20 protein-coding genes and 4 tRNA genes are annotated in these 21,353 nt (G+C 44.9%); 12 read left to right on the forward strand and 12 right to left on the reverse strand.

What is annotated here, in order from left to right:
* Positions 1–43: 43 nt before the first annotated feature.
* The 5 genes from BN3349_RS00645 to BN3349_RS00665 all read left to right on the forward strand — a co-directional run bounded on the left by BN3349_RS00645 (position 44) and on the right by BN3349_RS00665 (position 5,251).
* A complete protein-coding gene (locus BN3349_RS00645; RefSeq protein ID WP_040975619.1) occupies positions 44–1,324 on the forward strand; it encodes an HlyC/CorC family transporter in 1,281 nt (426 codons plus the stop codon).
* Between the two features lie 136 nt (positions 1,325–1,460).
* Entirely contained in the window at positions 1,461–3,464 is a 2,004-nt protein-coding gene (locus tag BN3349_RS00650) for a TonB-dependent receptor domain-containing protein (RefSeq protein ID WP_082024863.1), read from the forward strand.
* 181 nt (positions 3,465–3,645) lie between these two features.
* Entirely contained in the window at positions 3,646–4,101 is a 456-nt protein-coding gene (exbB, locus tag BN3349_RS00655) for a TonB-system energizer ExbB (protein ID WP_032092343.1), read from the forward strand.
* A 1-nt stretch (position 4,102) separates the two neighbouring features.
* A complete protein-coding gene (gene exbD / locus BN3349_RS00660) occupies positions 4,103–4,489 on the forward strand; it encodes a TonB system transport protein ExbD (protein ID WP_032108450.1) in 387 nt (128 codons plus the stop codon).
* Positions 4,490–5,251: an energy transducer TonB gene (locus BN3349_RS00665; RefSeq protein ID WP_040975388.1), complete on the forward strand. Its 762-nt coding sequence runs from the start codon at positions 4,490–4,492 to the stop codon at positions 5,249–5,251. It begins immediately after the preceding gene.
* A gap of 312 nt (positions 5,252–5,563) precedes the next feature.
* On the opposite strand, the gene BN3349_RS00670 is transcribed toward BN3349_RS00665, so the two are convergent.
* The 10 genes from BN3349_RS00670 to gltX form a co-directional block, all read right to left on the reverse strand.
* Positions 5,564–6,487: an inorganic pyrophosphatase gene (locus BN3349_RS00670; protein ID WP_040975389.1), complete on the reverse strand. Its 924-nt coding sequence runs from the start codon at positions 6,485–6,487 to the stop codon at positions 5,564–5,566.
* 9 nt (positions 6,488–6,496) lie between these two features.
* Entirely contained in the window at positions 6,497–7,369 is an 873-nt protein-coding gene (locus BN3349_RS00675; RefSeq protein ID WP_040975390.1) for a hypothetical protein, read from the reverse strand.
* Complete coding sequence (locus BN3349_RS00680; protein ID WP_040975391.1) at positions 7,356–7,664, reverse strand: Mor transcription activator family protein; 309 nt, start codon at positions 7,662–7,664, stop codon at positions 7,356–7,358. The genes BN3349_RS00675 and BN3349_RS00680 overlap by 14 nt, the downstream gene beginning before the upstream one ends.
* Positions 7,665–8,036: 372 nt before the next feature.
* A complete protein-coding gene (locus BN3349_RS00685) occupies positions 8,037–9,857 on the reverse strand; it encodes a DNA primase family protein (protein WP_040975392.1) in 1,821 nt (606 codons plus the stop codon).
* Positions 9,847–10,167, reverse strand: coding sequence for a hypothetical protein (locus tag BN3349_RS00690; RefSeq protein ID WP_040975393.1), 321 nt, complete (start codon positions 10,165–10,167; stop codon positions 9,847–9,849). The genes BN3349_RS00685 and BN3349_RS00690 overlap by 11 nt, the downstream gene beginning before the upstream one ends.
* Positions 10,160–10,792 (reverse strand): host cell division inhibitor Icd-like protein, encoded by a 633-nt coding sequence (locus tag BN3349_RS00695; RefSeq protein WP_245853693.1) that lies wholly within the window; start codon positions 10,790–10,792, stop codon positions 10,160–10,162. Before BN3349_RS00695 ends, BN3349_RS00690 begins: the two co-directional genes overlap by 8 nt.
* Positions 10,789–10,980: a helix-turn-helix domain-containing protein gene (locus BN3349_RS00700; RefSeq protein WP_040975395.1), complete on the reverse strand. Its 192-nt coding sequence runs from the start codon at positions 10,978–10,980 to the stop codon at positions 10,789–10,791. The genes BN3349_RS00695 and BN3349_RS00700 overlap by 4 nt, the downstream gene beginning before the upstream one ends.
* Positions 10,981–11,604: 624 nt before the next feature.
* Positions 11,605–12,819: a tyrosine-type recombinase/integrase gene (locus tag BN3349_RS00705; RefSeq protein WP_040975396.1), complete on the reverse strand. Its 1,215-nt coding sequence runs from the start codon at positions 12,817–12,819 to the stop codon at positions 11,605–11,607.
* 175 nt (positions 12,820–12,994) lie between these two features.
* A tRNA-Ala gene (locus BN3349_RS00710) sits at positions 12,995–13,070 on the reverse strand.
* A gap of 85 nt (positions 13,071–13,155) precedes the next feature.
* Complete coding sequence (gltX, locus tag BN3349_RS00715) at positions 13,156–14,598, reverse strand: glutamate--tRNA ligase (RefSeq protein ID WP_040975397.1); 1,443 nt, start codon at positions 14,596–14,598, stop codon at positions 13,156–13,158.
* 172 nt (positions 14,599–14,770) lie between these two features.
* Here gltX and BN3349_RS00720 point away from each other — a divergent pair.
* From BN3349_RS00720 to BN3349_RS00735, 4 genes are all read left to right on the forward strand, one after another.
* A tRNA-Val gene (locus BN3349_RS00720) sits at positions 14,771–14,846 on the forward strand.
* A gap of 39 nt (positions 14,847–14,885) precedes the next feature.
* Positions 14,886–14,961 (forward strand) — tRNA-Val (locus BN3349_RS00725).
* Between the two features lie 78 nt (positions 14,962–15,039).
* Positions 15,040–15,115: transfer RNA gene (locus BN3349_RS00730), tRNA-Val, on the forward strand.
* An 88-nt stretch (positions 15,116–15,203) separates the two neighbouring features.
* The gene (locus BN3349_RS00735; RefSeq protein ID WP_040975398.1) at positions 15,204–15,992 is read left to right on the forward strand and encodes a glycosyltransferase family 32 protein; all 789 of its coding nucleotides are present in this window, start codon (positions 15,204–15,206) and stop codon (positions 15,990–15,992) included.
* Between the two features lie 187 nt (positions 15,993–16,179).
* Here BN3349_RS00735 and argE read toward each other — a convergent pair whose 3' ends face one another.
* The gene (gene argE / locus BN3349_RS00740) at positions 16,180–17,325 is read right to left on the reverse strand and encodes an acetylornithine deacetylase (RefSeq protein ID WP_040975399.1); all 1,146 of its coding nucleotides are present in this window, start codon (positions 17,323–17,325) and stop codon (positions 16,180–16,182) included.
* A gap of 111 nt (positions 17,326–17,436) precedes the next feature.
* Here argE and argC point away from each other — a divergent pair, with 111 nt between their 5' ends.
* Genes argC through argH form a run of 3 tightly spaced genes read left to right on the forward strand, consistent with a single transcriptional unit; the run spans position 17,437 to position 20,653 of the window.
* Positions 17,437–18,444, forward strand: coding sequence for an N-acetyl-gamma-glutamyl-phosphate reductase (gene argC, locus BN3349_RS00745; protein ID WP_040975400.1), 1,008 nt, complete (start codon positions 17,437–17,439; stop codon positions 18,442–18,444).
* 9 nt (positions 18,445–18,453) lie between these two features.
* Positions 18,454–19,227: an acetylglutamate kinase gene (gene argB, locus BN3349_RS00750; protein WP_040975401.1), complete on the forward strand. Its 774-nt coding sequence runs from the start codon at positions 18,454–18,456 to the stop codon at positions 19,225–19,227.
* 52 nt (positions 19,228–19,279) lie between these two features.
* A complete protein-coding gene (argH, locus tag BN3349_RS00755; RefSeq protein ID WP_040975402.1) occupies positions 19,280–20,653 on the forward strand; it encodes an argininosuccinate lyase in 1,374 nt (457 codons plus the stop codon).
* A 69-nt stretch (positions 20,654–20,722) separates the two neighbouring features.
* Here the strand turns inward: argH and BN3349_RS00760 are convergent, their stop codons facing one another.
* Complete coding sequence (locus BN3349_RS00760; RefSeq protein WP_032108368.1) at positions 20,723–21,277, reverse strand: TetR/AcrR family transcriptional regulator; 555 nt, start codon at positions 21,275–21,277, stop codon at positions 20,723–20,725.
* Positions 21,278–21,353 lie beyond the last annotated feature (76 nt).

A 21,353-nucleotide genomic window follows, 5' to 3' on the forward strand; every position in this document is an offset into this window, starting at 1 on the left:
TTACCGCACTTTTACGTTTAATCAATATAAGGATCATGTTATTTTGGATAGTATCCCCCTTAGCAGTTTATTCATTACGTTAGTTATTTTGCTTATTCTGTCTGCCTATTTTTCCGGTTCTGAAACCGGGCTGCTGTCAGCCAACCGTTATCGGATGCGCGCACTTGCCGAAAAAGGCAATAAAGGTGCGCAGAAAGCGGAAAAATTGCTGAAAAAAACCGATATTCTGCTAAGCCTGATCTTAATTTGTAACAATCTGGTGAATATTTCCGCCTCGGCCATTGCGACGATTATCGGGATGCGGCTGTACGGCGATGTGGGCGTGGCGATTGCCACTGGCGTGTTGACCTTTGTGATGCTGGTTTTTTCCGAAATTTTCCCGAAAACCATTGCGGCGCTTTATCCTGAACGGATTGCTTTTATTTCTAGCCATTTACTGACGATTCTGCTTAAACTGTTCAGCCCGATTGTGTATTTGATGAATCTGATTATTCGCGGGTTAATGAAGGTTTTCCGGGTAAAAAGCGAAGTGAAGGGCAATTCGCTGAATACCGAAGAACTGCGCGCCATTGTCAATCAGTCGAGTAAATTTATTCCTTCCGCTCACCACGAAATGTTGCTGTCTATTTTGGATCTGGAAAAAGTCACAGTGGACGATATTATGGTGCCGCGCAATGATATCGGCGGTATTGATATTGAAGACGACTGGAAAGCGATTATGCGCCAGCTCAATCATGCGGCGCACAGTAAAGTGGTGCTGTATAAAGAGAGCATGGACGAAAATATTCTGGGCATTTTGCGGGTACGCGAGGCTTATCGGTTGATGATGGATAAAAATGAATTCAGTAAAGAAACGCTGATCCGCGCAGTGGACGAGGCGTATTTTATTCCGGAAGGTACACCGCTGAACGCTCAATTACTTAATTTTCGCAATAAAAAAGAGCGTGTCGGTCTGGTGGTGGACGAATACGGTGATATTAAAGGACTAGTGACGCTGGAAGATATTTTGGAAGAGATTGTCGGTGAGTTTACCACTTCCACCGCGCCTTCCATTGATAAGGAAGTTACCCAGCAATCGGACGGGTCAATGATTATTGAAGGCTCAGCAAATATTCGTGATCTGAACAAACTGTTTGACTGGCATTTGGATACGGAAGATGCGCGTACCTTTAACGGCTTGATTTTGGAACATTTGGAGGAAATTCCCGATGTCGGCGAAGTCTGTGAGATTGACGGTTTGCGCATTACCATTCTGGAAGTGGCGGACAATATGGTTAAACAGGCTAAAGTGGAAAAAATCACCCGTTTAGAGACAACGGATTAAATTTATCTTTTGCACAGGATGAAGCGAGGTGTTGATGCCTCGCTTTTTTTATGGGCGAATTTTAGGATATTAGGGTATTTTGCTAAAAAGAATGATTTTCTTTCCTGCTTAGCCTTGACAATAAAATGTCATATAAATGATAATTGTTCCCGTTTTTGTTGAGGTAGTTATTTATAGGAAAGATCATGAAAAAACACACTTTATATTATTACCGTTAGCCGCATTTGTCTCCACTGCTGTACAGGCTGAAACGCTGGATGTGATCAATGTTGTATCTGAAAATACCGGTGCTAAGAGCAAGACTAATATTGTTACATTAGCCGATACGAAGAAAAGTACAGAAACTGATTTGCGAGGTTTATTGTCGTCGGAACCTTCAATCAATTTCGGTGGCGGTAATGGCGGCACATCACAATGGGTGACGATTCGCGGTATGGGACAGGATCAGATTGATTTTAAAGTGGACAACACCTATTCCGATTCGCAGATTTTCCACCATCAGAGCCGTTTTATGTTGGATCCTTCATTAATTAAACGGATAGATGTTCAGAAAGGTTCGGGATCTGCAAGTGCGGGTATTGGCGCAACCAGCGGCGCGATTATTGCGACAACGGTCGATGCTAAAGACTTGTTGAGAGATGGGCAGGATGTTGGGTTTAAACTGAATGCGGGCGTAAGCAGCAATAAGGGACATTCACAGGGTGCAACCGTTTATGGTAAATCAGGTGCGGTTGACGCGTTATTAAGCGGCAATTGGACTACTGAGGAAATGTATAAAGACGGTAACGGTACAAAAGTGCGAGGCAGCGCGTTGGGTGAACGGGGATTACTTGCAAAATTAGGGGTTGATCTGAATGAGAATCATCGCTTGGTATTAAGCCATCGTCAGGAACGTTATCATGGCGTGCGTAATTTGCGCGAAGAATTTGATTTTACTCAGAGTGGCGATGAATCCAGAAATGATCCGCGTTACCGTATTACTACCAGCGATACGACAAATTTGGAATGGACAGGCAAAAACCTCGGTTTTATCTCACAAGTAAAAGCGAATTTATATCGTATGCAGGTATCCCGGAAAGAAACTGATACGGACTCCGAAACCAAAGTGATAACATCAGGCGCTAATCTTGATTTTGATTCGGCTATTGGACATAGTCATTTGATTAAGTACGGTTTAAATTACCGCACACAAGAAGGCAAGCCGAATTCAATTACTGTCGCTGGTGCGCGTAATCAGGAAAAAGACGATCTCGGTTTGTATGCCGAAGGCATCTGGGGATTTGGTCCTATTACCTTAACAACTGGCGCCCGTTACGATTACTTTAAATTCAAAGCCGGTAACGGTACCGAGGTTAGCAAGGGATATTTTAATCCGAGTGTCGGTTTAATTTGGGAGGCGACAAAAGATTTACGCTTTAATACCAGCTTAAACTATGCCACCCGCAGTCCACGTTTGTATGAAGTAGCGTTGTCAGGCGGAAGCATCAGTAGTGTCGATGATGATTTAGCAGCCGAAAAAGCACGTAATATTGAAGTTGGCTTCAACTATGATTTTAATGATTCGTTTGCATTAGAAGGGAGTTATTTCTGGCAGAATATTAAGGATTTACAGAACTATTCTTGTACAGGGGTAATGCAAGGTAGAAACTGTTCTACGCATACTTATCGTTATTTTAATTCCGGCAAATTGAAAAATGAAGGTTATGAGTTAGGCGCGGCTTATAAATATTCCGGCTTGACCGTGCGTGCCGGTGTTGCTTATAGTAAGCCGAAATTAAACGGTACGACTTATGACGCGATTGTGACGGCAGTGCCTATGGGACGTACTTGGACAGCCGGAATTTCTTATAAATTTGAAGCGCCGAATCTGGAAATCGGTTGGAAAGGTCGCTTTGTGGAAGGTAAAGAATACGTTTCAAGCAGCGAAAGCAACCGTGGCGGCGGTGACTCAACGAGAAAAGCGGGTTACGGGGTAAGTGATTTTTATGCAAGCTGGAATGCAAACGATAATCTGACGATTAATTTTGCGATAGATAATGCGTTTAATAAATATTACAGACCACATAGCCAACGGGCGGGCAACACAAGCTTACCGGCGGCAGGACGTGATTTCCGCGTCAATGTAAACTATACATTCTAATATTGGCAACATGAGAAAGGAGCGGTAAAAAATACCGCTCTTTTTCGTTAACTAGCTTTTGACCTCTTATCGCAAATTTGCTACAATTTTGAGCCTAATTGAGATTAATTCTCAATAGCAATTAATGCTATCAACATTATTATTAACTTTATTGCAAGTCACCTTGGAAAGGATATATCAAATGCCGCAATTATTTGCATTTTTACAAAGCTATGTCGATTACATTATTCTCGGCTTATTGGGCCTGATGAGTTTTCTCATGTTATGGTTTGTGATCGAACGTTTTATTTTTTTAAGCCGGGTTAAAGTCGCCAGTTACACCAACATCCACGAACTTGATATTGATTTAAATCGCAATTTAACCATTATCTCGACCATCGGTTCTAATGCGCCTTATGTCGGGTTGCTCGGAACCGTTATCGGGATTTTGCTGACTTTCTATGAACTGGGGAATTCCGGTGGCGATATTGATGCCGCGGCAATTATGTTGAACCTCTCTCTGGCGCTGAAAGCAACCGCAGTAGGGATTTTAGTGGCGATTCCGTCTATGGTGTTTTATAACGGTTTATTGCGCAAGGTGGAAGTGAACCGCCTGAAATGGAAAGCCTTGAACGGGCAAAAAAATGTAGGGGCGTAATGTGAAAAAATTTGATGAAATCAATATTATTCCCTTTATCGACATTATGTTGGTATTGTTGGCAATCGTGTTGATTACCGCGTCTTTTATTTCGCAAGGCAAAATTCAGGTAAACGTGCCGAAAGCCAGCAGTACGGTGGCGTTTAAATCCGACGATCTGGCTAAACTGCTGACGGTAACGGAAACCGGCGAAATTTATTTTAACGATAAACCGATTTCGCCGGACGCACTGGAAAAAGAAATCGCCGGCTGGCCGAAAGATCAAAAAGTGACCTTAAAAGTAGACGCCCAATCAACGTTTCAGCATTTCGTGACGTTAACCGATTTAATGGCGAAAAATGAGATTAAAAATGTTGCCATTGTCACCATGAAAGAAAAAGGCGAGTAAATGGCAAATCGATATCATTCCGGGCTGGGTTTTTGCCTTTCTTTATTGTTCCATGCCGCGTTAATTGGCGCCTTGTGGTATGCGGTGAAAAGTGATGACAGCGCGAACGGACATCAAGCTCAGCTGGTAGACACCAATATTTCCATGGAAATGATTATGGGAATGGTGGAAGCGGAACCGGAGCCGGAACCTGCGCCGGTTGTCGAACCGGAACCTGTCGCAAAAGAGATTGTCGCCGATCCGACACTGAAACCGGAACCGCCGAAACCGGAAAAACCGAAAGAGCCGGAAAAGAAAAAGGAAAAACCGAAACAAAAGCCGAAAGAGAAACCGAAACACAAACCGAAAGAACCACTTCGACAGGATTTGCCGCGAGGTGATCGCACGGTAAATTCCGAGGCGAAAGCCAATTCGGTAGCAACTGGACCGGGCGCGGTGACAACCAATAACCCGAATTTAGTCGGCAGTGGAACCAGTGCCGATGAGTTAAGCGCTTACCGCACAGCGTTACGACGCGAAATCGAGCGGCACAAACGTTATCCACAACGGGCGAAAATGATGCGTAAACAAGGTATTGTTACGGTGCAGTTTAGTATTGGTGCGGACGGCTCACTGACTAACGTGGGCGTAACTAAAACCTCCGGCGCCGACGATCTGGATAAAGCCGCAATGGCGGCGGTACAAAGCGCCCGCTCAATCGGCCCACGTCCTGCCGGAATGGGGACATCACTGTCGGTGCCGATTAGTTTTAAGCTGCAATAATTCAGCGTATTAACGAAAAGTGCGGTCGATTTTTAAACTGTTTTTAATCCGACCGCACTTTTGTCTGTACGATAATCACAATCAAATTAAAAGAACAACCAGTTGATTTTATTTAATATCTCATGCGGTATATTTTAATTGTGTTACTAAACGTGTTACCAAATAAAAAAGTCATCAATAATTATTTAGTTATTCCGCCAAATTCAACATAATTTAGCATAATCCCGCCTTATTTTTTCTTCCTGCCACAAGGAGGGCGGGATTATGCCAAAAAATGAAAAATCGCTTTTTCTTGGGCTATTGTGTCGGTTTTTATGGCGTTACGCAACCCTTGATTAGGTAACCTGCGGATTTTCCCACTAAGTGCGGTTTGTGAATGTCAGTGCAACGCACAATCTGAACTTTCCCGCCTTTTTCTTGGTAAGTATCAACAAATAGTCCGCCTTTTCTGCGCACGGTGTAACCATAAGACGGATCAAAGATATTGCCCGCCTTTTCTTTACTCTTCGGTGAGACGTAAGCCAAAATAATGCAATCTGTCCAAATTGGTTTTAAGTTGCCTTCTACTTCTTGCTGTGCGGCACCAATTTTCACCACATCAACGCCAATTAGCTCGGCAAACACGGCGGAGGTAAGAATGCCCGTGCGGGTATATTTAATACGCTCTAAAAGCGTTTCGTTTTGCTTTAATACCGCCCAAACATCAGAAGAAATAACGCAAACATTCGGCTTGCGCCCAATCGTTGAATAAACCGCGTTTAAACCGTCATCAATCAACTGTAACGGGTTGCTTTTAGCATTCGTCAATTTAGACGTGCCAGAAAGGGTGATTTTGTTATGTTGGCTGTAATTGCTTTCATCTTGTGCGATTTTAGCCGTTTCAACTTCACGCCCGAGCGCGATAATATCTTGCACTACGCCTAGCGCGTATTTTTTCAGTGGATAGCTTGCATCGTTGTCTTCACGGTAGTCGATTGGGTATTCGATATCGTGTTCTTCAAGCTCTACATTAATTTGCGTTACGTCTTCCGGTGTTAATCGGTTACTTTCGCCTAAAACTTGGCGCACTGTGGATTGTTGGCGGAATGCTAAACGCCCAAATTGTGGAATTTTTCCCGCTTCTTTCTCAATTTCCACCACAGGAAAAAGGCTTTCGCATACTAATTCTGCATTGTGATAGCCTTGTGCAAGTTCGGTTAAGATCGGGTCTTGGATTCGTTGTGCTGATAAGCTCATTTGTAGCTCCTATTTTGATTTGTGAATAAGGTTGAATGCCGTGCTGTAATCCACGTTATGTTGTTTCATGCAATGGCGGATTTGTTGGTCTAGCTCTATGACCGTTGCTGGAGTATTTTCAGCATACTCTACTACGTCGGAAGATTGACCGCTTACGGCGCGTTCTTTTGTGGCAAACTCCCCAAAACTCACTACTTTCGGTTGAAGGGCTAAAAACTCGCGCACTTTCTGCGCCATGCTTTCGCCTTCGTTGAAATTAATAATGCCCGCTTGGTCGCATTCTTCAGCATAATTCAAAATCTCTAGGGCTTTTGCTTTCGCGATTGGCGCAAGTCTGCCAACGGATACTAGTCCTTCTGCAAACTCAAGATTTTTACGCGTGCGTTCTTCTGCCTTTAATTGCTCGTTTTCAGCGCGTAACGCATTAATCTCCGCGTTATCTTCCATTTCTATGGAAAAATTCACCACGCCTTTTTCATCTTCCGAAAATTCGGGATTGCGTAAGCCTTTAACTGCGGGTGGTATTGCCCCCAAAAATCCAACATGGCGCAAATATAAGAAACCCGGCTTAGGATTGTGCGGACTGTCAGCAAGGTAAAAAGACGCGGAAACTTTCTTAAACCGCCCGGTATCCACCATTTCCGCAAAATTTGGGTCAACCTGAGCTAATTCAGCTTTTAAAATGTCGCCGGTGGTGGTTAAACGTTTTACCCACGCGTAAGCGGGCGCGTTGTGTTGCGGGTGCCCAATTACCGCTGGGGCTTCGTGTAAATTAGGGTCATAAGCATTAACCGCTTGCAACAAGTCGCTGGGCTTGATTTCTATCATCTGCCCGTTTGCGTCCGGTCGCTTCCCGGCGCGGAATATTTCAATTTGATTCATTTTTTTCCTCCAAAATCATGTAAATCCATTGCACGCTTACGCCATATTTTCTTGAAAGTTCATAGTGGTTATCGCCTGTAAATTCCTTTCTAATTAGTGAATTTCTGGCGTTAACTTTGCTTGTAAAGCCTTTCGGAATATAAACTAATAAGCCCCCGAAAGCTTCCTGCATAAGTTCAATAATTCGAACTCTTAATTGCTCATTGTCCAAATTTTCAGAAAGTGCGGTGAGAATTGCGCCGTCTAGTCCTTCAATAAAATCATTCCAAATGCGCTCTCTTCTTGGTGTTTTCATTTTTCCTCCTTTGGTTGTTGTGGGAGAATTTTAAGGAAATTGAAATAAGAATCTTATTAAAGGAGTTTAAAGATAAATAAAGAAAAAAGTGTGACGTAAAAAAAGAAAAAAACTTTTGAAAAATTTTTCCACTTTTCCACTTAAACGCGCTCAAGCCTTGTGGCGTAAGGCTTTAGATTCAGTGATGCAAATCACTCAAGTGACTTTTTAAAGTGAAAACAGATAAAAAAGACAAATTTTAGGCGAAAAAAAGGCGACAAAGTCGCCTTGTTGTGCCTAATTAGGTGCGGTGGTTTGCCTGATTCGAACAGGATAATACGGGCGGAACCGCAACCTTTCCAGTAGGAAACCCCACCGCAATAATATTTTACTCTATCCCTCCCATTGTCGTATAGATAAGCTACGATTTTTCCAAAATGCATTGGTTGTTGGGTTGCCGTTATAGTCTTTAATCTCAAATCTTATTTTTTCGCCACTCTCCTTGAATATATCAATAATTGCATAATTAAAGGAACGGCGGTTTATTGGGTTTATCCCATTGCATTCGCAATAAAATAAATAAGCTGAATAAAGGCTGTCGGGTTTGTCTTGTTTTCCATGCGGAAAAAATCCGCCTCGCGCGTTGCCTGGTCTTAGTGCTTGCTCATTTCGTTTTTCCCTTAATTCAAAATTTCCCGCAAAATCAATTAAATGATTAGATTCGCGTTTTATTTCTTTCCCTTCATCTAATTCGCGGTAGTCTTCTAAAATTTGGCGGGCAGTATCCGAATTCGGATACAGTGCCAATAGTTTATTCACAATGCCGTAAACTTCCGCTTGCACTTTTTCCGTAAAATGCACGTCTTTTTTCTCTTTCGGAATCTCCCGCTCAAACGGGATAATAATCCGTCTGCGCAATATTCCGCCGTTACGGTCAGTAAATTCTAGCGGGTTGTTTGTCACAAGCATAAACACTGGGCTAAGTTTTGTTGAAAATGATCCAACATAAAGCATTCTTACGCCTACATTGTCGCCCCCGGTAATCGCTTTCAATTCGTCCGCACTTCCGGTGTAAGGTTTCTGATCCGGTGATATGGCTAGGCTTTTACCGATAAGCATTGCCCGCTTTTCGTCTTTTTCTAATTCTTGTAGGCTGATGTAAGCCGTATTGATTTCGCCGTTGATAATGGACGCAATGCGCGAAAATACGGATTTTCCCGCGCCCGCCGCGCCGGTTGCTTCTAAAAATAGTCCCCATTCGTTGCGATTGGTGAGTACCATATAAAGCCCCGCTAAGATTGCATTGCGCTTGTTGTCGTTGTCATTACATACAAAATCAAGCCAGTCATCAAAATGTGGTGTGTTTTTGCTTTGAATATTGCACTCAAATTTTTCTGCCGAGCGCAAATAATGGTCAATTTTGTGCGGCATAAACTCGCCCGTTTTCTTATTTAATACGCCATTCTGAAAGCCGATAAAATCGGGGCTTGGTGTGGGTATTCTTTCCGCTTCAATCGCAATTAAATCCGCGATAGATTTTAAGCTGTTGGCGGTGTACTTGTTATAGCCGTGCGCCCTGTAAAACTCCCGCACTTTTCGTTGAAGTTCCATACTTGGCAATTTTTCCCAGTATAGCCCGTTATATTCAAAGGATTCACCTGAATTGCCGTCCGTTCTTAGCGGGTTGGCATTCCAGTTCAAAAAGGCTTCGGCGATTTCCGGCTGTGTCGGTTTTTCGCTTTCAAAATCCAATAATGGCGCATTCGGGGTTAAGGTTTCCGCCAACATCTCCGCCACGCTTTCCGCGCCTTGCGCCCGTGTGCGTTTTAGCCAGTCCGATAAATCTCCGTCTTCTTGTAAGTGCCCTAAACTATCGCACAAGGTCAAGGTTTGAACGTTCGTATTCTTTGCCAAGTTCGCCACCACCGCCGGCAATTCCTCGGAATGCGAAAATTTTCCGAATTGGCAAAGGCGCACAAAAGTGCGGTCGTTTTCGGCAAGGTTTAAGGCGTTGATTTCCTCTAACTGGCTTGAGCCAAGAATCACGGGCTTTTGTTTCGGGTCGGTCTCAATCGCTTGCGCTAATAAGCTCCATTCTATCCCGTTGCCTTTATCCCATGCCTGCCACGCTTTGGAACCGACTAAAATAATCAATTCCGCCCCGTCCTGCGCTTGGTCGGCTAAATGCGGGGCGTTTTTAAGTTTAGTTTTCATTGTTGCCACCTTGAGTTAAGCGATCCAATGCCATGCTTGTGTATTCGTGCCCATATTGCGCAAGGCTTAAATCATTAGCTAGGCTTCTGAGTACCATGCCAATCCCCATGACTACGGGCGCATCTATCTTAGATAACGTACTATCTTTATCTACGCCATAATCAAAAACTAAATCGGCGTAAATAGCCAAGGCTTCCGCCGTTCTTTCTTCGCTGTCTTTAAACGTTTGATAATATTCATTGAGTTTTTTAGGGTCGTTTGTGTTTTGGTCTAAATGTTCGCACAGGGCATTTTGAAGAATATTATGCATAAATTCTCCCCGTTAAAGCGCGGTCAAAATTGGAAAGGTTTTTCAGGTTAATTCTGCCGGCAAGGACTAAAACAAATTCACGGGCTAAAATAGCGCGGGCTTGTAGTTCGCTTTCGGCTTGAATGCGGATTTTTTGAATACGGTTTGTAAGGTCGGTTCGGCGTATGCCGGCAAAAATGAATTGATACATTTGCGTAACTCCACTGAAAAATTGATTGGAAGTTACCGCTAAAGTTCTCAGGCTTGGGCGGTAACGTGTAACGGGCTGAGAAACTGTCATCAGTGGAAAACAGCAAAGGGCGAAACCTTTCCCGCTACACGCTACCATAGACGGACGCGCTAGGCGTTCTTGGGGTGCGTGTGCGCTACGCATAAAAAAACACGCAATAGGCGTGTTCTGCGCCACTGATAAATGATTCGAGTTCTCAGGCTCGGCGGTTGATTTTGCAACCACGGCAAAATAATGCCAAAAGCCACCGCACTTTGTAAAGTGTTTTTTGGCAAATTGGCAAAATATTTTGCTAAAATGTGAATTAGTCATTGTTTTGCTCGCTTGGCTAAATGATGATAAGGGGCTTTTTGGTGTTGGCGCACTGAAAAGCCCTGCCTGTTTCTGTGTCCTCATTGGTTGATACTCGCTAAATAACGTTGAATTTCCGTCGCTTTATAAAGCGTAGTCGCGCCAAATTTGGTTTTCTTGATTTTCCCTTCTCTCGCCAAACGGTCTAACTTGCTCCGGGATACGCCAAAAAGCTCGCCCATTTCGCGCACGGTGTAGTGTTTGTCATTGATTGGGTTTTGTTGTTCGTTCATATTAAATCGCTCCGCTTAGATTAAATTGATTTATCATGCGTTATTTAGCGTAAATTGTTGCAAACGTGCTGTCAATAGCGCCGAAAAGCGCCAATTTCTCATTTTAAATGGTTAAAAACCACTTAAAATGAGAAACGTAAAAAGAAAAGAGTTTGTATGCTTAAATAGTATTTGAAATTGCTTTAAATGCGGTTTAAATCGCTTAAATTTGATTTAAATTTTTGAAGTGATCCCAACGGTGCGCCTAAAATTATTTAAAGCAAGCGGGGAAAATTTAAACGTGGTTTGAACGGGTGGGCTTTTTAGGAACTTTTGCGGGTTTATTTAACATAATAAGGCTCTTTCTAGAACTTGAAAGAAACAAAAATATTTTTCGATTGGATAGATTTTAAACAGTTGGCAAAATTGCCTTTTTTCTTACTCTTCTCTTTTTTCCACTTAACCACTTTAAACCACTTAATTTACCACTTAATTATTTTTCTTTATTTTCATATAGATAAGATAAAAAATCTTTAGTTAAGTGGAAAAGTGGAAAAAATTTTAAAAAGTTTTATAGAAAATGATGAAAGGTGAGAATAAGGCGAAAAAAAAGGGCGATTGTTCGCCCTTGTTGGTGGTGGAAGATTATCTCAAAAGGCTTGAGCCTTGTGCGCATTGCTCTACATAATCCGCCCATTTTTGCATTATTGCCTTGCGTTGCTCTAAGTAGGTGGCGTGGTTGTAGGCTAGGCTTACGTTCCCGCCTGTTTTGTGGGCTAGGCAAGCCTCTGCGTGTTCGTGGTTGGTGTTCTGTTCGGCTAAGTAAGTTCTAGCTAATCCCCGCAAGCCGTGGGCGGTTTGTCTGCCGGCGTAGCCCATTCGCTTTATAGCCATATTGGCGCTTGATGAACTCATAGGCGCGTGGTTATCACCATGTTTAGGGAATACATATTCAAAGCGCCCCGTTACTGGTTGCAAGGTTTCCAATAGTTGAACGGCTTGAGAAGATAGCGGAATAACGTGCACTTCTCTCGCTTTCATTCTTTCTGCCGGAATCGTCCATAATCGCTTATTTAAATCAATTTCCGACCATTGCGCCCCGCTTGCCTCGCCCGGTCTTGCCATAGTTAAAAGCTGAAACTGAATTAAAGCGCGGGTTTGTGGCTCAATCTTGGCTTGTGATAAGGCTTGCATAAATTCCGGTAATTCTTCACTTTTAATACGCGGGTTATTTTCTTTTTTGTGCTGTTTTAACGTTTTATTCATTCGTAAGCAAGGGTTAAACGGAATAAGTCCACCGTTCACGGCATAGTTTAATATCTCATTAATGTAGCTCGCTAGACGGTTTGCCATGTCAATATTGTTACGCTGTTCTACGCGTTGTAGTGGGATTAGGGCTAGTGTGGGTACTATCTCACTAATTGGGTACGCGCCAATAAACGGGAAGATATGAAGGCGTAAGCTACTCCAATATTTATCTAATGTTTTCTTGGTTATCTCGCCTTGCTTCTTGGCGCGCCATTTTTCGGCTACAGCTAGGAAGGTATTAGCCTCGGCAAGCTCTAATTCTCGCGCTATGCGCGCCCTGTGCGTTTGCGGATCCACCCCTTGTGCAAGTAAAGCCCGCCATTCTTCTCGCTGTTGGCGCGCCTGTGCAAGCGTTATTTCAGGGTAATTGCCTACGGTTAAATTGGTGCGCTTCTTTGTGGTGGGGTGATAGTAGTTAAAAGTCCATGTTTTCGCCCCAGTGGGCTTAATCCGTAAGTGCAAGCCTTGCCCGTCTGATAAATTATATTCTTTATCTTTTGGCTTTGCTCTTTCAACTTCTGTATTAGTTAAAGGCTTGGTAATACGTGGCATAAATCCCCCATTTAGTAACACGATTTCTTGTTACTATATCATGGTGTTACTAAACGTGTTACCAAAATTTGCGGTCAATATGATTTAGAATAAACCAAAATAAACGATTAAATTCACTAGAATGCGCTATTTTAGGCGTAAAAAAAGCAAGGTGATTTACCTTGCTTTAGTGATTTGGTGGAGATAATCGGGATCGAACCGACGACCTCTTGAATGCCATTCAAGCGCTCTCCCAACTGAGCTATATCCCCGAAATGCTGTTTGTGGCGCTATGATAAATTCCGCCAGTTAAGCTGTCAATATTAAATCGCAAATATTCGTTCGGCAGCCGAAATATTAAGCGTTTTGTTGTTTGATAAAGTCAATGGCGCGCTGAATCCGTGCCAGCGTGCGTTCGCGCCCGATTGCCACCAGTGTCACGTCCATAGACGGCGATTGTCCAGCGCCGGTGACGGCTACTCTTAGTGGCATGCCGACTTTCCCCATGCCGACGCCCAGTTCGGCGGCAGTTTGTTCAATGGCTTGGTGAGTGCTGTGCAAATCCCAGAGCTCAAGTGCGGTCAGTTTTTCTTGTACTTTTTGCAACGGTGCGATAGCAGCAGATTTAAAGTGTTTTTTCACCGCACTTTCATCGAAATGGTCAAAATCTTCAAAGAAATAACGGCTTGTGGCAGCCATCTCTTTTAAGGTTTTACAACGTTCCGCTAGCATATTGACAATCTCTGTCAGCGCCGGACCGTTTGTGGTGTCGATGCCTTGATCCTGATAGTGCCAGGCAAGGTGCTGCGCCACATAGGCAGGATCTAGCGTGCGCAGATAGTGCTGGTTCAGCCATTGCAATTTTTCTGTATTGAAAGCACTGGCGGATTTGCTGACGGAATGTAAATCAAACAGCTCGATCATTTCTGTGCGGCTGAAAATTTCCTGATCGCCATGTCCCCAGCCCAGACGCACTAAATAATTGACCAGCGCTTCCGGCAGATAGCCGTCGTCACGATATTGCATGACGCTGACTGCACCGTGGCGTTTAGACAGTTTTTGACCGTCGTCACCGAGGATCATGGACACGTGAGCGTAAGTCGGAATCGGCGCGCCCAATGCCTGCAAAATATTAATCTGGCGCGGTGTGTTGTTAATGTGATCTTCGCCGCGTACCACGTGCGTAATGCCCATATCCCAGTCATCGACGACGACGCAGAAGTTATAAGTCGGTGAGCCGTCGGTACGGCGGATAATCAGATCATCCAGTTCGCTGTTGCTGATTTCAATTCGCCCGCGCACGGCATCTTCAAACACGACAGAACCTTCCGTCGGGTTTTTGAAGCGCACTACATGTGGTTCGTCCGCCGAATGGCTGTGATCATTGAGGCAATGGCGGTCATAGCGCGGTTTTTCTTTATGTTGTTCTTGCGTATGGCGTAATTGTTCCAGACGTTCTTTCGAGCAATAACAGCGGTAGGCGAGACCTTGCTCCAGCATTTGATCGATCACTTGATTATAGCGCTCAAACCGCTTGGTCTGATAATAAGGGCCGTGTTCCCAGCTCAGATCCAGCCATGCCATGCCTTCTAAAATCGCTTGTGTGGCTTGCGGGGTTGAGCGTTCCAAATCCGTATCTTCGATACGCAGCACGAATTCGCCCTGATTGTGTTTGGCATAAAGCCAAGAATACAGCGCGGTTCTTGCGCCGCCGACGTGTAAATAGCCGGTCGGGCTTGGTGCGAAGCGGGTGCGCACTTTAACATTCGGATCTAATTCAAATAGGGATTCTGATTTCATTATATTGCCTTTGTTTTGCCTGAAAATAAATGAGCAATATTGTACTATGACTTTACCCGTCGCACGATAGAAAATCAAAATTTATGCCTATTTTTACGTCGATTGGGCGAAATTATGTAAAAATCTGTTGACTGTCATGCCATAACACTTATAATGCCACTCCACAACATAAGGGCGATTAGCTCAGTTGGGAGAGCACCTCCCTTACAAGGAGGGGGTCACTGGTTCGAGACCGGTATCGCCCACCACTTTTTTAGTGGCTTATGTTGTGATGCTTAAACTGACGAGGGCGATTAGCTCAGTTGGGAGAGCACCTCCCTTACAAGGAGGGGGTCACTGGTTCGAGACCGGTATCGCCCACCACTCTCAGTTTAATTTCCCATTTGATGTGTCGAACATCAAAACCGATAGTCAAAAGACATTTGTCTAAAGACCGTTGTCGGGCGATTAGCTCAGTTGGGAGAGCACCTCCCTTACAAGGAGGGGGTCACTGGTTCGAGACCGGTATCGCCCACCACTCACTTCAATCTCATTTCAGAATAATCTTGTTATTTATCAATAAACTGGTAAAGTACGCACAGTTGTCTGTTAGTTTAGGTGTATCAATGAATAAACCTGTCAAATATGAAAATCTGATTTTGCTCAGTAACGGCTTGCTGCGTTTGACCGGCAATATCGTCAAAATGCTCAGCTATCCGTTTCATCTGCTTTTTCCGAAAACGCGTTTTACTATTCCCGAATTCAGTCCGGCGAAACGAAAATCCGCACAACACGGCAAGATCAACCGCACTATCTGGCAAACCAATTACAGCAATAAAGTGACCTTGCCGGTGTATTGCAATTACCTGCTCAACCGTGTGCTGGCGCTGAGTTATGATTATCGTTATGTTAGCACCGAAGCGCGTGCCGAGTATATCAAAGCCAATGCGGATACGCGTACTTTCGAGGCATACGGCAAGTTGACCGACGGTGCGGCGCAGGCGGATTTCTGGCGGATTTTTACCCTGTATCATGAAGGTGGCGTATATATGGATATTGACGGGCATCTGGTTTGGTGTCTGTCGTCAATTATTGAGCCGGCAGATAGCGAAGTGGTAATTACCCGCCGCGATAAGTACACCAATTTCTTTTTGGCCGCAGCGAAAGGCAGTTCGTTTCTGAAAGATACGTTGGATATTATTATTGATAATATTGAGCAACGTCGCATTGACGGCGGCGTGTTCTGTCTGACCGGACCGGATACCCTAAATCAGGCGCTGGCGGGCAAGCGGGTCAATGCCAGACGGGATAAATTAACTTGTTCACAAGGGACGTTTACCAACGAATATTTTCAGTATATGGATAAAAAACGCGGTAAATGGAATCACGCCAAAAATGAAGATTTGTTGAAATAGCGTGGTAAAGTGCGGTCGAAAATAGGCGAATTTTCGGCCGATAAATTAACGGCGATAAACTTAGTTTACCGAGCGGACTGTGATGTCCGCCTATTTTTTGAAATTTAACGAATTGTATTGATGTTATAAGAAAAAAACGTCAAAAATTTTTACCGCACTTTTGGCATCTATTATCTGCTTACACCGATTATCCGCAAAAATGGCTAATCAGTTTGGTCAGCAGAGCATTAGTCGGCTGAATAAATTCGGCGGAAAGGTATTCGTCCGGCTGATGCGCCTGTTCAATTGAACCGGGGCCCAGTACCAATGTCGGGCAGAGTTGCTGAATAAACGGTGCCTCGGTACAGTAATTGACTGCCTCACATGTTTCTCCCAGCAGTTTTTCCACCACTTGCACGATCTGCGCCGAATGTTCGCATTCATAACCCGGTGTCGGTTCGTGTAAGGCACGGATACTGATTAAATCTCCCCATTGTTCAAACATCGGGGTGAGTTTTTCGCGCAGCATTTCATCAAGATCTTCTAAGCGCATATGCGGCAGCGGGCGAATATCAAAATGCAGTTCACAGCAGGCGCAAATCCGATTGACCGCATCGCCGCCGTGAATCGCGCCGAAATTCATGCTTGGATAAGGAATATCAAAGGCGGCGTGATGGTAGTTCGCTTTCAACTCATTGCGCATTTGCATTAAATAACCGGTGGCCTCGTGCATTAATTCGATGGCATTGATGCCTTTGTCCGGGTCGCTGGAATGCCCGGTTTTGCCGGTAATTCGCAGTGCTTGACCAATGTGTCCTTTATGAGCGCGTACCGGTTTGAGGGATGTGGGTTCGCCGATAATGGCGCAGTCGGGGCGGATTTTGCTATGCTTACTGAAAGTTCTGGCGCCGATCAATGTGGTTTCTTCATCGGCGGTCGCTAGAATTCGCAGCGGTTTAGTCAGTTTGTTCAGTTCAATATTGCGGATTGCATCCAGCACAAAGGCGAAAAAGCCTTTCATATCGGCGCTGCCCAGCCCGTAAAATCTGCTGTTTTTTTCCGTCAACTTAAACGGATCATAATTCCAGCGTCCCTGATCGAAAGGCACGGTATCCGTATGCCCCGCCAGCAGCAGTCCACCTTCGCCGGTACCGTAAGTGGCGAGTAAATTGAATTTGTTGCGACTGCCTTCAACCGGTATGATGTCGGTATTGAACCCCAGATTATGCAACCAGTCGGCCAGCAGTTCAATCAGCGCTTGATTGGATTGATCGGATGAGGCATCGACGCTGCTGATCGTCGGCAGGGCAATTAAGCGAGAATACATCTCAAGAAATGGCGGCAGCTTTTTCATTTGTGTTATCCTATAAACAAATAAACGTTGATCTGTGATTAATTATGCATAATAATAGCATAATTAATCAAATATGACTGGTTTATCGTTAATTATAAGGCACAATGTACTATGCAGAAAGCGATTATTATCGGCGCAAGCGGTTATACCGGAGCTGAACTTGCGCGTATTCTTGCCTCTCACCCTGAATTTGAACTGAACGGCTTATATGTTTCCGCCGCCAGTCAGGATGCAAACAAACCCATTTCTTCTCTTTATCCGCACCTGAAACACATTGCCGATTTACCCTTGCGTCCGTTGGAAGAGGATTTAGCACCACTGGCGCAGGCTAATGATCTGGTTTTTCTGGCGACAGCGCACGAGGTCAGTCATAATTTGGCGCCGATCTTTTTACAGAATAACTGCAAAGTGTTTGATTTATCTGGCGCATTTCGAGTAAATAATGCTGATTTTTACCCGCACTATTATGGTTTTGCGCATCAGTATCCGGAATTGCTGGAAAATGCGGTTTACGGTTTGGCGGAATGGAATGCGGATGCCGTTAGAAACGCGGATTTGGTGGCGCTGCCCGGATGTTATCCGACCGTTTCGCAGTTGTGCCTAAAACCGTTGATTGAGCGCAACCTGTTGGATGTCTCCTATTTGCCGGTGATTAATGCGGTCAGCGGGGTCAGCGGTGCGGGACGGAAAGCGTCTTTAACCTCCAGTTTTTGTGAAGTCAGCTTAAATCCTTACGGCGTGTTTAATCACCGTCATCAGCCGGAAATCGCCGCCCATTTGGGAACGGAAGTGATTTTTACGCCGCATCTGGGGAATTTTAAACGTGGCATTCTGGCGACGATTACGGCGAAACTGCAATCCGATGTATATAATGAGCATATCCGTGCCGCTTATCGCGATGCTTATCAACACAAACCGCTGGTGCGCGTTTACGAGGAAGGCTTGCCGAGCATTAAAGCGGTGGAATTTACCCCTTATTGCGATATCGGTTTTGTCGGTAAAGACGGTTATATCGTTATCGCCGGTGCGGAAGATAACTTGCTCAAAGGCGCAGCGGCGCAGGCGGTGCAATGTGCCAATATTCGTTATGGTTTTGAAGAAACATTAGGCTTAATGTAGGGAAATGGAATGAGACCTTTAGTCATTAAACTGGGCGGCGTGCTGCTGGATACGCCGGCGGCAATGGAAAATCTGTTTACGGCGCTGGCGGATTATCAGCGTAATTTCGACCGCCCTTTATTGATTGTACACGGTGGCGGCTGTGTGGTGGACGAATTAATGGGTCGCTTGCAACTGCCGGTGAAAAAGAAAAACGGGCTGCGTGTTACACCGCATGATCAAATTGATGTGATTGTCGGTGCACTGGCGGGCATTGCCAATAAAACGCTAATTGCGCAGGCGACTAAATTTAAACTGAACCCGGTCGGACTGTGTTTGGCGGACGGTAATCTGACCCGTGCCGCGCAGTTTGACCCTGAACTGGGGCATGTAGCGACGGTCGTGGCGCGTAATCCGGCGCTGTTGAATACGCTGTTGGGCGAGGCATTTTTGCCGATTATCAGTTCGATTGCAGTGGATGATAACGGGCTGCTGATGAATGTTAATGCCGATCAGGCGGCGACGGCGATTGCGGCGCTGATCGACGCGGATTTAGTGATGTTGTCCGATGTGGACGGCGTGCTGGACGGCGACAAGCGCCTGATCGCCCAACTGAACGGTGCGCAAATTGATCGCTTGATTGAAGACGGTATTATAACCGACGGAATGAGCGTAAAAGTTAATGCAGCGCTGGATGCGGCGAAGATTCTCAACCGCGGTGTAGATATTGCAAACTGGAAATATGCGGAAAAACTGACCGCACTTTTCGGCGGCGAGATCATCGGCACGCGCATTAATCCGTAAGGCGACGGGCGTGCGCGGGTATTGGATAACAAGCAAGGATAAAGGAAATAGTATGGCACTTTGGGGTGGACGTTTTACACAAGCGGCGGATAAGCGGTTTAAAAATTTCAACGATTCGCTGCGTTTTGATTATCGTTTGGCGGAGCAGGATATTGAAGGCTCTATCGGCTGGTCGAAAGCGCTGGTCGGTGTCGGTGTATTAAGCGAGCAGGAACAACGCCAGCTGGAAAATGCATTGCAGCAGTTATTGCTGGAAGTGCGGTCGAATCCGCAGGCAATTTTGCAGGATGATGCGGAAGATATTCACAGCTGGGTGGAAAGCAAACTGATTGATAAAGTCGGTAATCTGGGCAAAAAGCTGCATACCGGTCGCAGCCGCAATGATCAAGTGGCGCTGGATATTAAAATGTGGTGCAAACAGCGAGTTACCGAGTTACAGCACTCGGTACGCGCTTTGCAGCGTAAACTGGTGGAAACCGCAGAACGTAATCAACAGGCGGTAATGCCGGGTTATACCCATTTACAGCGCGCCCAGCCGATTACCTTTGCGCACTGGTGCATGGCTTATGTGGAAATGCTGGAACGTGACTATTCCCGCTTAACCGATGCTTATCAGCGCATGAACACTTGCCCGTTGGGCAGCGGCGCGTTGGCGGGAACCGCCTATGCAGTGGATCGCGAGCAGTTGGCGCACGGCTTAGGCTTTGCGGCGGCAACGCGCAACAGCTTAGACAGCGTGTCTGATCGCGATCATATTATCGAATTATTATCTGCCGCCGCGTTAAGCATGGTGCACCTTTCTCGTTTTGCCGAAGATATGATTATTTTTAACAGCGGTGAAGCGGATTTCGTCGAATTGTCCGATCGCGTGACTTCCGGCTCTTCTCTGATGCCGCAAAAGAAAAATCCGGACGCCTGCGAATTAATCCGCGGTAAAACCGGTCGGGTTGCCGGTGCGCTGAGTGCCATGCTGATGACGCTAAAAGGGCTGCCGCTGGCTTATAACAAGGATATGCAGGAAGACAAAGAAGGTATTTTTGACGCATTGGACAGCTGGCAGGATTGTCTGGATATGGCAGCGTTCGTGCTGGAAGATATTAAAGTGAATACGGAACGCAGCAAAGAAGCGGCGCTGAAAGGTTATTCCAATGCCACCGAACTGGCGGATTATCTGGTGGCGAAAGGTGTGCCGTTCCGAGATTCTCATCATATTGTGGGCGAAACCGTGGTGTATGCGATTAAGGCGCACAAAGGGTTGGAAGATCTCAGCCTGGAGGAGTTTCGTCGTTTTAGTGCGGTGGTTGATGAGGACGTGTATGCGATCCTATCCTTACAATCCTGTCTGGATAAACGTTGTGCGAAAGGCGGTGTTTCGCCGCTGCGCGTTGCAGAAGCGATTGCAGAAACGAAAGCTCGACTGAAATAAGGGTGAGATAAAAAGTGCGGTGAAAAAAACGATTGAATTTTTCACCGCACTTTTTCTATGTATTTTTATTTACAAAATAGCTTTTTCAAACAACATTTTCATATTGGCCAAAATCTGTATCGGTTCTAACGGTTGTTCGCTGTTTACCGAAAACGTCATGGCAGCCAGTGCAAAAGAAGCATACATATGCCCCTGAAATTCGATATTGATTGATTCGTCAGCGTGTTGCGGATGTAAATTTTCAATATATTTTTGTTTTATCAGCTGATACATGTCCTGCCGTAAATGAATTTTAGGCGTTTCGATTTTCCATAATGACCGCACTTTTTCCCGGTTTTGCAGTAATAGCGGCGAGACTTCGCGGCTGAATTTTAATGAACTGTATGCAAAGCGTTTTTCCAGCGCCGGCAGAAAGACCGTTTGTTTGAATTCGTCAATAAGGTGCTTGGCGAGTGCATTTTTATTGGCGTAATGTTTATAAAATGTAGTTCGGTTGATCTGCGCCTGATCCAAAATATGCTGCACGGTAATGTCATCAAAGTCCATGGTTTTCAGCAGTTCCAAAAACGCATCGCAAATATTTTTTGAGGTTTTTATAACCCGAATATCTTTTCTGTTTAACATGCTACCGCTTTTTTATTATTTCTAGTGAAGATAAGCAACAAAATAATCTAATTTGTCCGTTTAAGCAACATTTTAT

The organism is Necropsobacter massiliensis (assembly GCF_000827595.2).
GTDB classification, from domain to species: Bacteria; Pseudomonadota; Gammaproteobacteria; order Enterobacterales; family Pasteurellaceae; genus Necropsobacter; species Necropsobacter massiliensis.

Excerpts from the sequence above, each read along its gene's own strand:
- gltX (WP_040975397.1), bottom strand. The coding sequence starts at position 14,598 with ATGAAATCAGAATCCCTATTTGAATTAGATCCGAATGTTAAAGTGCGC.
- argH (WP_040975402.1), top strand. The coding sequence starts at position 19,280 with ATGGCACTTTGGGGTGGACGTTTTACACAAGCGGCGGATAAGCGGTTT.
- BN3349_RS00700 (WP_040975395.1), bottom strand. The coding sequence starts at position 10,980 with ATGAACGAACAACAAAACCCAATCAATGACAAACACTACACCGTGCGC.
- argE (WP_040975399.1), bottom strand. The coding sequence starts at position 17,325 with ATGAAAAAGCTGCCGCCATTTCTTGAGATGTATTCTCGCTTAATTGCC.
- exbB (WP_032092343.1), top strand. The coding sequence starts at position 3,646 with ATGCCGCAATTATTTGCATTTTTACAAAGCTATGTCGATTACATTATT.
- BN3349_RS00675 (WP_040975390.1), bottom strand. The coding sequence starts at position 7,369 with ATGAATCAAATTGAAATATTCCGCGCCGGGAAGCGACCGGACGCAAAC.
- BN3349_RS00705 (WP_040975396.1), bottom strand. The coding sequence starts at position 12,819 with ATGCCACGTATTACCAAGCCTTTAACTAATACAGAAGTTGAAAGAGCA.
- BN3349_RS00680 (WP_040975391.1), bottom strand. The coding sequence starts at position 7,664 with ATGAAAACACCAAGAAGAGAGCGCATTTGGAATGATTTTATTGAAGGA.
- BN3349_RS00685 (WP_040975392.1), bottom strand. The coding sequence starts at position 9,857 with ATGAAAACTAAACTTAAAAACGCCCCGCATTTAGCCGACCAAGCGCAG.
- BN3349_RS00670 (WP_040975389.1), bottom strand. The coding sequence starts at position 6,487 with ATGAGCTTATCAGCACAACGAATCCAAGACCCGATCTTAACCGAACTT.
- argC (WP_040975400.1), top strand. The coding sequence starts at position 17,437 with ATGCAGAAAGCGATTATTATCGGCGCAAGCGGTTATACCGGAGCTGAA.
- BN3349_RS00690 (WP_040975393.1), bottom strand. The coding sequence starts at position 10,167 with ATGCATAATATTCTTCAAAATGCCCTGTGCGAACATTTAGACCAAAAC.
- argB (WP_040975401.1), top strand. The coding sequence starts at position 18,454 with ATGAGACCTTTAGTCATTAAACTGGGCGGCGTGCTGCTGGATACGCCG.
- BN3349_RS00735 (WP_040975398.1), top strand. The coding sequence starts at position 15,204 with ATGAATAAACCTGTCAAATATGAAAATCTGATTTTGCTCAGTAACGGC.
- BN3349_RS00760 (WP_032108368.1), bottom strand. The coding sequence starts at position 21,277 with ATGTTAAACAGAAAAGATATTCGGGTTATAAAAACCTCAAAAAATATT.
- BN3349_RS00695 (WP_245853693.1), bottom strand. The coding sequence starts at position 10,792 with ATGAGGACACAGAAACAGGCAGGGCTTTTCAGTGCGCCAACACCAAAA.
- BN3349_RS00650 (WP_082024863.1), top strand. The coding sequence starts at position 1,461 with ATGATAATTGTTCCCGTTTTTGTTGAGGTAGTTATTTATAGGAAAGAT.
- BN3349_RS00665 (WP_040975388.1), top strand. The coding sequence starts at position 4,490 with ATGGCAAATCGATATCATTCCGGGCTGGGTTTTTGCCTTTCTTTATTG.